Origin of the sequence: Psychrobacter sp. Pi2-51 (assembly GCF_904846665.1) — a bacterium.
GTDB classification, from domain to species: domain Bacteria; phylum Pseudomonadota; class Gammaproteobacteria; order Pseudomonadales; family Moraxellaceae; genus Psychrobacter; species Psychrobacter glaciei.
The window spans coordinates 114,644-126,849 of record NZ_CAJHBP010000006.1; the positions used below are offsets into that span (position 1 = coordinate 114,644).

The 12,206-nt window shown below is 44.3% G+C and carries 8 protein-coding genes; 5 read left to right on the plus strand and 3 right to left on the minus strand.

The features are described 5' to 3' along the window. The first annotated feature begins 425 nt into the window (after positions 1-425). Both creC and JMY08_RS04980 read left to right on the plus strand, forming a co-directional pair. On the plus strand, positions 426-2,255 hold the full coding sequence (gene creC, locus JMY08_RS04975) for a two-component system sensor histidine kinase CreC (RefSeq protein ID WP_201591704.1): 1,830 nt from the start codon (positions 426-428) through the stop codon (positions 2,253-2,255). A gap of 160 nt (positions 2,256-2,415) precedes the next feature. Then, the gene (locus JMY08_RS04980; RefSeq protein ID WP_201591707.1) at positions 2,416-2,616 is read left to right on the plus strand and encodes a hypothetical protein; all 201 of its coding nucleotides are present in this window, start codon (positions 2,416-2,418) and stop codon (positions 2,614-2,616) included. A gap of 207 nt (positions 2,617-2,823) precedes the next feature. Here JMY08_RS04980 and aroC read toward each other — a convergent pair whose 3' ends face one another. Both aroC and prmB read right to left on the minus strand, forming a co-directional pair. Beyond that, the gene (gene aroC, locus JMY08_RS04985; RefSeq protein ID WP_201591719.1) at positions 2,824-3,927 is read right to left on the minus strand and encodes a chorismate synthase; all 1,104 of its coding nucleotides are present in this window, start codon (positions 3,925-3,927) and stop codon (positions 2,824-2,826) included. A gap of 76 nt (positions 3,928-4,003) precedes the next feature. Then, positions 4,004-5,170, minus strand: coding sequence for a 50S ribosomal protein L3 N(5)-glutamine methyltransferase (gene prmB, locus JMY08_RS04990; protein WP_010199439.1), 1,167 nt, complete (start codon positions 5,168-5,170; stop codon positions 4,004-4,006). A gap of 474 nt (positions 5,171-5,644) precedes the next feature. On the opposite strand from prmB, the gene JMY08_RS04995 reads away from it, so the two are divergent. Beyond that, entirely contained in the window at positions 5,645-6,898 is a 1,254-nt protein-coding gene (locus JMY08_RS04995; protein ID WP_413786680.1) for a L,D-transpeptidase family protein, read from the plus strand. Between the two features lie 202 nt (positions 6,899-7,100). Here the strand turns inward: JMY08_RS04995 and JMY08_RS05000 are convergent, their stop codons facing one another. After that, positions 7,101-7,313, minus strand: a complete 213-nt coding sequence (locus JMY08_RS05000) for a hypothetical protein (RefSeq protein WP_201591731.1) — start codon at positions 7,311-7,313, stop codon at positions 7,101-7,103. 276 nt (positions 7,314-7,589) lie between these two features. On the opposite strand from JMY08_RS05000, the gene JMY08_RS05005 reads away from it, so the two are divergent. After that, a complete protein-coding gene (locus JMY08_RS05005; RefSeq protein ID WP_201591734.1) occupies positions 7,590-9,326 on the plus strand; it encodes a DUF389 domain-containing protein in 1,737 nt (578 codons plus the stop codon). A gap of 168 nt (positions 9,327-9,494) precedes the next feature. Next, complete coding sequence (alaS, locus tag JMY08_RS05010; protein WP_201591737.1) at positions 9,495-12,167, plus strand: alanine--tRNA ligase; 2,673 nt, start codon at positions 9,495-9,497, stop codon at positions 12,165-12,167. The last annotated feature ends 39 nt before the right edge of the window (positions 12,168-12,206 follow it).

Here is a 12,206-nt window from a genome sequence, read left to right on the forward strand (position 1 = left end):
AAGGCGTAAAACGACGGTAATGCTAGTGCCTTAACTAGGTTTACAACACAGTATGGGGAAGTTTTAGCATCAGCTCTAATATCAACAGAGGGAGACAGAACTCTTTTTTGCCACTTCATTGTTAAAAATAGACGCTTAGAATAACTAAACTTACTGTTTTTAACGTCGAACTGTCTAAAAAATAGTTTCTGTCAGTGCCATGGTTGAATGTTCAACACGCCCTGTAGTCAGGTCAATATAAAAAAGAGACAGCGTGACTGGTATAAATTTTTCGTAGCCTCTGTCTGCGTAGGCACAGCAAGCAAGAAAAGTTTGTGCCAGTCACGCATCATTATGTCGTGTACCCATTTTATTTAGTATCGACTATATAGCCATATTTTGATTAAAACCGACCTTCTATAACGTCAAATAGCATACCTAAAAATATGAATCATAAAACCAGTGATAGCGCTAATAGCCGCCCTAATACTCATATTAATAACAAAGCTGACAATAGCACTGATGCCAGCCAAAGCAATTGGTATGCAAAACTGCATCCCATTGGCACCGCGCAGCAAACCACCAAACCAAAACGACTGCTGAATTTGAGTATTTTTTTTAGGATTTGGCTCGCGTTGGCGTTAGTATTGATTATCTGCGGTGTGGTCGCATTTACTCAGCTGTTTGGTTATGTCAAACCGACGGCGCAGCAAGTCATCGAAGACACATTATTAGATACCAGCAAATTGCTGGCGGCAAGTTTACAGATGCCACTGTCTTCAGGGCAGCTATACGATGATGCCTATCAAAGAAGACTTGATGCGGCATTTATTGGCATGCCAGTAATTGGCGAAACTCAAGAGCCTGAGTATAAAAACAAAAATTATAGCAGCTTTCGGATATACGTAACAGATGATAAAGGCATCGTCATATACGACTCTCTGCCTGAACCCGACAATGATGAAGGACGAGATTATAGTCGCTGGAACGATGTTTATTTAACGTTAAAAGGTCAATATGGCGCCAGAAGTACGACACGAGATCATAGTCAGCGCGATGGTACGGTCATGTATGTGGCGCAGCCGATAAAAAATAATGCTGGCAACCTGATTGGTATCGTCAGCGTCGGCAAGCCTGTCGCGAGCGTGTTGCCTTATTTGGACAATACGCGCAATCGCATGCTTATCACAGCACTGCTCATGAGTATTGCTGCCCTTATATTAGCAGGACTGGTCGCATGGTGGCTTAAGCAAAGCATCACCTTGGTTACCCAATATACCAGTGCGCTGGCAGAGGATACCAAAAAGCCCTATTTTTACTTAGGTCATGAGCTTAACAGCCTAACAAATACCATTGAATCTATGAAGCATCGGTTGGAAAATCGTGCCTATGTCACCGACTATGTCCATACCCTCACCCATGAGCTCAAAAGCCCATTAACCGCTATCCGTGCCAGCAGTGAGTTGCTAGAAGACGACGGGCTTGATGAGGAAGACCAACAGATGCTCATCCAATCCATTGGTGAACAAAGTATCAAAATGCAGCAATTAATTGACCGTTTGCTATTACTTGCCAAGGTTGAACAACCGAGCTTTAAGCTAAATCGGCAGCTGACACCTCTACTACCGTTACTGCAAACCCTTGCAAAAGACAACACCGCTAAATTGCAACAGCAGCACCTAGCGCCTATCGACATTTATCTTGATGATAAACGGGTTACTGAAACAGTGACTTTATCGCCAGATATCTTGGCAAATACCAGCGTTTTCGCTGATCAGTTTTGGTTGGTACAGGTGCTGCAAAACGTATTGGATAACGCCATTCATTTTGCCGATAGCACAGTCGCTATTTATCTGCACAGCACCGCGCAAAACAATTCTGCGCGAACCGTAACTATCGATATATTTAATAATGGTAAATTATTACCTGATTACGCCGTTGGTAAAGCGTTTGACCGTTATTTCAGTTTATCGCACCACAGTCAATCTACTGATACTACATCAGAGCCTCTATCAACATTTTCAACAGAGAAAAGTTCAACTGCCGATACTGAGCAAACACAGCCTAGCATGTCTGGTAATACGCCAAAAAAAGGGACGGGCCTTGGTTTAACCCTTGTGAAGCAAGTAATTGAACATCATGGCGGTCAGGTTGCTATTAAGAATATTCAAGCAAATAGTGATGACAGTAGTAGCAATATCAATGAAAGCAAGTCTACTATTACGCAGTATTCAGGCGTGATGGTCAGTATTACTTTGCCTTTGGCTAAAGAATAAATGTTTGGCTAAAATAGACGCGCTCACTTTCTATACTCAGAAAAAAATGATTAATAACGACAATTCATTCAATTTCCATCGTTCCTACACAGGTTTTCTATCTGCTTGTTTTACGATAGCGTCATTCAAATTCGTTATCAAAACTAAGGATAGAAATGCTATGAAAAAACCTACTAACCAAAACCAAATGATAAAAAATTACTTAGGCTACAATCGTCAGCATTGCGCACAGACTTTATCGAACCAAGGCATCGATAGTATCGAATTCGGCCATTGGTTGGCCATTCCCAGTCAACAACTGCTATTAGTATTTCGCCATCAGCAGTGTGTGGCGATTGATGATTATCAAGTAGCTGCTTAGCACTATTATTAAGGCTACGAAAAATTCATCCCAATCGCACTGCATCTGTTTCAAAGTGAATCCACTTTATTAGGGTCTGTTGATCGCGCCCTACCTGTTGAATCACTCATTTTTAATCTTCCACAAAAAAACCCTTGGTTATTTCTAATAAAATTATCAGAAACAATCAAGGGCTTAAATCTCTAGGGTATAATTCGAAAAATCACCCTAAGTAATCGACTCTACTGGCTGCATCACATCCGCGTTTTGACCGCGATGACGCAGATAGTGATCCAATAAAACAATGGCTAGCATGGCTTCTGCAATGGGCGTGGCACGTACCCCAACGCAAGGGTCATGACGACCTTTGGTGAGCATATCAACCGACTCGCCTTGCGTATTGATACTCTTGCCAGCCGTCGTAATACTAGAAGTTGGCTTAAGTGCAATACTGACACGGATATCTTGTCCTGATGAGATACCACCTAAGATGCCACCCGCATGATTGGCAGTAAAGCCGTCTGGCGTCAGCTCATCACGAGAGCTATGACCAAACTGCCCTGCAACTGCCATACCATCACCAACCTCAACACCTTTGACGGCATTGATACTCATCATCGCATGAGCGATATCTGCATCGAGACGATCAAATACCGGCTCACCCAGTCCAACGGGTACACCACTAGCGATAATCTCTAAACGTGCACCACAGCTAGTACCTTCACGGCGTAGGTTATCTATCAAAGTTTCAAAGCGACTGACAGCATCGGCATCCGCACAAAAGAACGGGTTACTATTTACAAAGTCCCAATCGATTTTGCTAGGTTCTAGGATACTGCTGTACTCATTGCCAATTTGGGTGACATGACCACGGACTTGCACACCCAAGCGTTCTTGTAGATATTTCTTAGCGATAGCACCTGCCGCCACACGCATCGCAGTCTCACGCGCTGAGGAGCGCCCGCCACCACGATAATCACGAAAACCATACTTCATACTATAAGTATAATCAGCGTGACCGGGACGGAAGGTATCTTTTATTTCGCTATAGTCTTTGGATTTTTGATTGGTATTACGAATCAGCAGGCCAATAGACGTGCCGGTTGTCTTACCCTCAAACACACCAGAGATAATCTCAACTTCGTCAGACTCGCGGCGCTGGGTCGAGTACTTAGACGTACCCGGTTTACGGCGATCTAGATCAATCTGCAAATCCTCTGCGGATAATGCTAAACCCGGTGGTACGCCATCGACGATTGCCATGAGACCAGCACCATGCGACTCACCGCACGTGGTAACCGTAAAAACTTGCCCAATACTATTGCCTGCCATATTTATCCTTAAACAAGTAAACGCAACTTATGCTAATTTGACCCATTATTTATAATTATTGACTGCCAGTCTAGACCTATTGATGACTGTCTAACATCTGCACAAAAGGAGCAAACAGCTGACGATGTGCCATTAGCTCATCATAGGTAATCGCAAACACACCATGACCGCCATGAGCAAACTTCAACCAGTCAAACTGAATCTCGGGATAGGCTTGCTTTAGTGCCCATTCGCTATCGCCCACTTCACAGACAAGTAGACCTTCTGGGCTTAGGTAATCTGGTGCTTCAAAAAGAATGCGATGTACCAGATCCAGTCCATCTTGACCTGCCGCTAATGCGTGCTCAGGCTCGTATAAAAACTCAGGTGGTAAATCTGCCATGATGGCAGCATCGACATACGGAGGATTGGTAACGATAAGCTCGTATTGATTTTCAGCAGGAATCTTGGCAAACAGATCCGACTCAATCACATTCACTTGATGACCAAGATCATGGTGATCTACATTGACCATCGCCACTTCAAGCGCACCTTTATCAATATCCACGGCATCGACCAATGCATCGACGAAACGTGTTGCAAGCGCAATCGCAATACAACCAGAACCCGTGCATAAGTCTAAAACACGCTCAGGCTGTGATAGTTGCTTGATATCTAAACCATGATCGTAAAAAGCGGTTGCCTGATCGTTGACATTCATACCCAATGGCTTGGCCAGCTCATTGGTATCAAAGTACGGATGGAACTGCTGACGAATCAGCTCTGCCACAGGTGAACGCGGAATCAAAACTCGCTCATCGACATAAAAAGGCAGGTCACAAAAGTACGATAAATTAATCAAATAGCTCAAAGGCTTACGCTCAGCGATACGCTCTTCTAGCAAGCTCAGTACCACTTGCTTCTCTGATGTGGTCAACCGGCAGTCTAGGATCTGCTCATTCGCCGACCAATCTAACGACAAAGAATGCAATACTATCGCCGATGCTTCAGCAAACTCATCAGTCGTTCCTTGAGCCACGACCACATCATAATTGCGAAGCTGAGTAACTGAAAAACGTATAAAATCACGAATACTGACCAGCTGCTCGCGTGCTTCTTCGAGCTCTGCAGGCAAATTGGCAAATTGATCGTCTTCACCGAGAAGCCCAGTCTCTGAATCAAATACCATACCACCCTCTAGACCATCGTCGTTGAGGTACTGATTTTGAAACTCTTCTGCGCTCATTGTTTGGTCTTCTGACATATCGCACCTTGCTGGTTACATGTCCACTGACGACATGCGGGTAAGTTAAATTGCTCTTTATAATGAGCTGACTTATTAAATAAGAATCTAGCCAACCATTATAGACGCAAACGCTAGATAGCGCCAATCACTGTGCTTTTTAGTGTAAAAAAATAGCATATATAACAAGTGACTTACGTTAAAATCCAGCAAAACTTCATACATACCATGGCTAAATTATTGCCCAACTGTAGTGAATACGTCAGCAGTTGACGTTTAGCACCCTACGGACATAAAAATATGTGTCAAAAGTTTGCGAAGCTTATTAATTATGCGCATAATAGCTTCATTAGTAGCAACCACAAGTAACTCAATATGATGAAAATAAAACCGCTTATTACTGCCATATCTATCGTTGTCGTTAGCGCCAGTGCTACTGCATTTGCTGCCACCGCTGACAGTACTCGCACATTGCCAGTACGTACCGCTGACTCAATGCCTAGTATCGCCAAGAAAGTCAGCCTTAATGTGCAAGAGAGTCGCGCTCCTGTCACTACCGCAAAACCAGCTGACCGCATGACTCAATTGATTGATTCAAAGCAAAAGACTAAGCCGTCAGCGCCAGCAGCCACTGCTGATAACATAAGCGCAGAAGAGCTGACCCGTAAGGATGAGCAATCTGACAGAACTGATGATATGAGCGAAGGTCAGGCCGTTGCCGCCCCTAGCGATGTCTCGTCTATTGACTCATCTGACCCTTTAGCTTTTGAATTGCCTGACAGCGAAAAACGTCAAGACTTCAGTGATGACCCCACCATCAAAAACATCGAAGACAAAGATGGCAAAAGATATACCACGCTAAACTTGTCCAACTACGCCACACAAGTTAACGATGCTGTTTGGTCACCAAGCATGAAGGTTAACTCAGCGATGACCATTAAGATGCAGGCATTGCTCGATTGGAACCATGCTTCTCCTGGTCCTATCGATGGCGGCTGGGGTATGAACAGCAAAAAAGCCCTGATCAATTTCCAAACCATGAAAGGCTTGCCAGCAACTGGAAAAATGGATCAAAAAACTTGGAATGCCTTGGTTAAAAACATCGCTCCTAATAAGCCGGTGCTAGTGACTTATACGCTGACTGAGGATGATATAAAAACCAACTTCGCGGCCACTCCTTCTGGTTCAGAAGCAAAGTCAAAAATGAAAGGCTTGTATTACCAAGATATCAAAGAGATGCTGGGCGAGCGCTTCCACATGGACGTACGTTATTTAGACAAGCTCAATAAAAATAAAACGTATACCGCTGGTGAGACAATCACTGTATTGAATACTCGTGAAAAGCTCAATCAACGTATCAATCGCGTGGTTGCCAATAAAGCAGACAAAACGCTGTACGCTTACAATGACGATAAACTGGTTGCCACTTACCCAACGACCGTTGGTAGTGATGCCACACCGTCACCAAAAGGTACATTCAAGATCATCAATAAAGTCAAAATGCCTTGGTATAAAGCAACCGTTGGCGAAGGTGCTCAAAAGAAAATCCATATGTTACCGCCAGGACCGAACAATCCAGTAGGTGTGGTCTGGATGGGAATGTCTAAACCTTCTTATGGCTTACATGGCTCACCAGTACCTGAAGGTATCAGTCGCCAAGGGTCAGCAGGTTGTGTACGTTTAACCAACTGGGATGTGTTAGAGGTTTATGCCAATATCGAAAACGGCGCAACCGTTGTCCTCAACTAAATTGGCTTAACGATGAATGTACCACTCGTACTCGTCGATTGGACAAGCAATCAAACATACTAAACAAAAAAGACCCTCTTGGTAGGGTCTTTTTTTATGGCTGAATTTCACCAAACACTGACACATTGTTCATAAAGCAGCAGAAAAAACATCAATATAAAATATAGTCAAGGAATTTTAGAATCGCCCATCGTGCTGCGCCTTATACTTTGTAACCTTCCTCGTTACCAGTAATGCTGCCGACTTTTTTGGTGAAAAATAACCCTGCAGGAATAGAGCACAAAATACCCGCTGCTACTGCCATCTGGATGTGAGGGATTTGATTAAACCCTGTGACCAAGGCGCCAATCATAAAGACACCAATAGTCACGGTGGCTGCCATTGAATAGATGACAGAAAATAATGGCAAGTTCATAAGTTATTCCTTATCTTTATTGTGGATATAATACATTTAACCTTAATTCCACAAAAAAAGTAAGTATTTAACGTGAACCCTTGTAGCATCTATATCGAATGACTTTTGAATAAAAACCATGCTATTATTAAGGTTTTAGACTTAATCATAAGAAACATCAGTTCCTACTCCCATCTTCTCTCAACTATTTTTTATAGTTTTCAAGAATCCCCTATATCTTTACCTATTTATCATTACAATAATGACTTTCTTTATCTACTAAGAACGCTATCTGCTATGTCCTCATCTGAAAAAAATACTGCGCCTAACTCAGTGGATCAAAACGATTCATCAGCCACTACTGACGCCTCTCACAATCAAGACGCGATAATTGACCCAGTAGTTAATGCTGCTGTAGACAATGATGAAAGTGAAAACACTCAACGCAAGCAATCGACTGATACAGATGACGAAACAGAATCCGAGGTAGACACTGAATGTGCGCAACCGCCTGACGCTGAGATAACCATGGAAACCATCAGTGACGATGTGGTTGTAGCAACATTGGAGTCGACAGAACCTGGGTCACAGTCAAATACTGAAGCATCAGAGGTTGCAGAATCAGAGTCTATAGAAGCAAAAGAAAAGTCCGATTTTTTCCAGTCGGATACGGCAGAAACAACAGAAAGAAGTGCTCAAGACGATAGTGACGCGGAGGTAACGGTAGAAGCAGAAGACGACCCTGCCGATGACCAAAATATCGCAGCACATTCATCAGATAAAAAAACAGCCAATCAACAAAAAATAAAAAATACATCTAGTCACGATGATGACAATCAAAATAATGACTCAGAAGATGATAACCAAAGTAAAGACACCGTTGTAGAAAATAGCGACGCTCAAAAGGCTCAAGATGAAAGTGACGAAGATGAGGTTCAAGAGGAAAAAGAAGCCAAACTTGAGTCTTACAAGCAGTTTGTCGCCGAGCAATTTAGCAATCAAAAGGTAGATTACCCAGAAGTACGGGTTAGGATTGAGGCGAACGCGCTGCCTAGCAAGATGTATTTCATCATGAACATCTTATCTGCCATCATTGCCAGTTATGGGCTAGTGACCAATTCAGCAGCCGTAGTCATCGGAGCGATGTTGGTCGCCATGATGCTAGGCCCTATCACGGGTATAGCGCTAGCGATTATCGATCATCGTATGCCATTGCTACGTAAGTCGCTTTTTACCGTCATTATTGGTGTCTCGCTGGTAGTATTAGTTGGCTTTATCGTTGGTTGGCTACATAAAGATCAACCGCTAACGGCAGAAATCCTATCACGTACCCAGCCTACCTCCATGGATCTGATGATTGCTTTAGCAGGTGGTACTGCTGGTGCTTATGCTATGGTATCCCCGCATCTCTCGGTTGCTGTTGTCGGCGTTGCAGTTGCTACAGCTTTAGTACCACCACTGGCGGCTAGCGGTATCTTGCTCGCTAATGGCGAGATGCAGCTTGGGCTTGGTGCGCTGTTATTGGCAGCGACCAACATCCTTGCTATCCAGTTTACCAATGCGCTTGTCTTGTGGGTATTAGGCTTCCGTCGTTTGGTCGATGACGATTATAAATCCAATACATATCTGACTTTTTTACAGCGTAACGCCGTAACCTTATTGTTACTTGGCGGCTTAGGTGCTTACTTGACCATCAATCTACAGACCAATGCCAAGCAGCAAGTATTTGAGAGTAGTGTCAAAGAAGCCATCAATAACTATTTTATCGATCAAGGCAATGTATTGACTAATACACAGTTTGATACCTCAGAAGAAAACCAAGTGGTGCGGGCGATCGTACGTGGAGAGACATTACCGAGCTCATATGACGTACGCCAGATTGAGACACTCATCACTAATGATATGGCAGAGAATTTCCCAGAGTACTTGCCAATCAAGCTCCAATTACGTTATCTGCCTGTGCAAGTAATCGAGTCTAATCCAACGACGCAAGACAAATTGGATGAAACTGATGCCGCAATTTTGACCAATTAGTCTGCATACTCTACAAGTTCATCGACCATCTAGAGGCGCAGAATAACGCAGCAGTTGTAACTCTTGTACCAAGAGCTTAGGCGTTTGTGCTAAAATCGCTTGCAAAATTATTTAATCCTTTTTTATGTTAAAGCCATCTTTAATCCCATCCGTCAGTAAGGAGCCGCTGTGAGCCAGCCATTTCGCTCAGCCGATATTCGTCAAGCTTTTATCGATTTTTTTACAAGCAAGCAGCATACCCCTGTTTCTTCGTCTAGTTTGATTCCACATAATGACCCGACATTGCTGTTTACCAATGCCGGTATGAATCAGTTTAAAGAAACCTTTTTGGGCATGGAACCACGTGACTATACACGTGCGGTGACCTCGCAAAAGTGCGTACGTGCTGGCGGCAAACATAATGATTTGGATAATGTCGGCTATACCGCCCGTCACCATACTTTCTTTGAAATGCTTGGTAATTTCTCGTTTGGTGATTACTTTAAGCAAGCAGGTATCGAGTATATCTGGGAGTTTTTGACCTCAGATAAGTGGTTAGCAATTGATAAAAATCGTCTCTATGTCACTATCTATGAGACTGACGACGAAGCCTTTGATATTTGGAATAAAAACATTGGTATTCCAAGTGAGCGCATTATCCGTATTGGCGATAATAAAGGCGCACCTTACGCCTCTGATAACTTTTGGACGATGGGCGACACGGGTCCTTGTGGCCCTTGTACCGAAGTCTTTTATGATCACGGTGCCGATATCGAAGGTGGCCTGCCTGGCACGCCTGAAGAAGATGGCGATCGCTATATTGAGATTTGGAACTGCGTATTCATGCAGTTCAATCGTCAAAAAGACGGCACGCTATTACCACTGCCAGCCCCAAGCGTCGATACTGGCATGGGACTTGAACGCATTAGTGCCATCATGCAAGGCGTGCATGGCAACTATGAGATCGATTTATTCACTCATTTGATGGATGCTGCTGCTGAGATTTTAGAGATTGATAATGAACAGCAATCATCCTTAAAAGTCATTGCTGATCATATCCGTGCCGTGTCATTTTTGATCGCTGATGGCGTCATGCCAAGTAACGAAGGGCGTGGCTATGTGCTGCGCCGTGTGATTCGCCGCGCGGTACGTCATGGCAATAAGCTGGGCGCTGATAGTGAATTTTTCTACAAGATGGTCGCGCCGCTCGTGGCTGAAATGGGCACAGCCTACCCTGAGCTAAAAGACAAACAAAGCGTCATCGAAAATGCCATTCAAAAAGAAGAAGCACAGTTTGCTAAAACCTTGGCGCAAGGTCTGCGTTTGCTTGCCAGCGAACTTGAAGGGTTACAAGATGGCGATACGCTCTCTGGTGAAGCAGCCTTTAAGCTTTATGATACGTATGGCTTCCCGCTTGATTTGACCGCTGATATTACTCGTGAGCGTGGTATTGCTATCGATGAAGCGGAATTTGATGAGCATATGCAAGCACAACGTGAGCGTGCGCGTGATGCTGGCAAATTCGATGTCGATTACAGCAGCGTTATCCAAGTAGAGACGCCAACGACATTTATCGGCTATGAGCAGCTTGAAGAAGACGGCGTGACTGTTGACGCGCTTTATCAAGACGGCAACCCAACAGATATTTTGACGGAAGGTATGGAAGGCGTTGTAGTACTTGATCGCACACCATTTTATGCTGAAGGTGGTGGTCAAGTTGGTGAGCTTGGTGAGATTCGTACCGCATCAGGGGTCTTTGCAGTACAAGATACCAAAAAATCGGGGCAGGCGATTATTCACTATGGTGTTGTGACCATGGGCGACATTAGCACTAAGCAAACCGCTGAAGCACAAGTACTCTCTAGCATCCGTGCGGCCAGTGCCAAAAACCACTCCGCCACACATCTATTGCATGCAGCGCTAAGAGAAGTATTGGGCGATGAAGTGACGCAAAAAGGCTCATTGGTTTCAAGCGAGGTTTTACGTTTTGACTTCTCTTATGACAAGCCCGTCAGTATTGCTGAAATTAGCCGTATCGAACGTCTCGTTAATGAACAAATCCAAGCCAACACTCCTGCTCGTATTGAGAATATGTCGATTGATGACGCCATGAAAAACGGTGCAATGGCATTATTTGGCGAAAAGTACGGCAGTGACGTTCGTGTACTGACCATGGGTACAGACACTATTGTCGATGGTCAGCGCAAGCCCTTCTCTATCGAGCTATGTGGTGGCTTACATGTACAGCGTACTGGTGATATCGGTGTGCTTAAAATCACCAGCGAATCAGGTATTGCAGCTGGTATCCGCCGTATTGAAGCCGTCACTGGCATGAACGCGGTCAAAAACATTCAGCAAAGCGAACAGCAATTAAGTGAGCTTGCCAGTCAGCTTAAAGTAAAACGCCCTGAAGTCGCTCAGCGTGTCCGTACCATGGCAGATAAGCAACGTGATCTAGAAAAACAACTAGAGCGTTTGCAGCAAAAAATCGCCAGTGCCCAAGCAGCCAACCTACTCGATGACGTGCAAACGATTGCAGGTACGCCAGTTCTTATCAGTACCTTAAGCGGTGTTGATGGCAAATCGATTCGTACGCTGATGGACGATATCAAGTCAAAACTGCCTGATAGCGTGATTGTGTTGATTGGTGATAAAGATGAGCAATTGGCATTGGCTGCAAGTGTGGCAAAGTCTGTCACTGCTAAAGTGAAAGCCGGTGACATCATTCGTCATTTGGCGGGTGAGCTGGGCGGTAAAGGCGGCGGTAAGCCTGACTACGCACAAGGCGGCGCACCGAAATCTGGTAACAGTGCAGCGGTTATCAATGCGCTACCTGCTTGGATTGAAGCCCAGCTTAGCTAAGTTGGCAAAAACACGGAGCTTCACGCTGATCTATAACGC

Excerpts from the sequence above, each read along its gene's own strand:
- creC (WP_201591704.1), top strand. The coding sequence starts at position 426 with ATGAATCATAAAACCAGTGATAGCGCTAATAGCCGCCCTAATACTCAT.
- JMY08_RS04995 (WP_413786680.1), top strand. The coding sequence starts at position 5,645 with ATGCCTAGTATCGCCAAGAAAGTCAGCCTTAATGTGCAAGAGAGTCGC.
- aroC (WP_201591719.1), bottom strand. The coding sequence starts at position 3,927 with ATGGCAGGCAATAGTATTGGGCAAGTTTTTACGGTTACCACGTGCGGT.
- JMY08_RS04980 (WP_201591707.1), top strand. The coding sequence starts at position 2,416 with ATGAAAAAACCTACTAACCAAAACCAAATGATAAAAAATTACTTAGGC.
- JMY08_RS05000 (WP_201591731.1), bottom strand. The coding sequence starts at position 7,313 with ATGAACTTGCCATTATTTTCTGTCATCTATTCAATGGCAGCCACCGTG.
- JMY08_RS05005 (WP_201591734.1), top strand. The coding sequence starts at position 7,590 with ATGTCCTCATCTGAAAAAAATACTGCGCCTAACTCAGTGGATCAAAAC.
- prmB (WP_010199439.1), bottom strand. The coding sequence starts at position 5,170 with ATGTCAGAAGACCAAACAATGAGCGCAGAAGAGTTTCAAAATCAGTAC.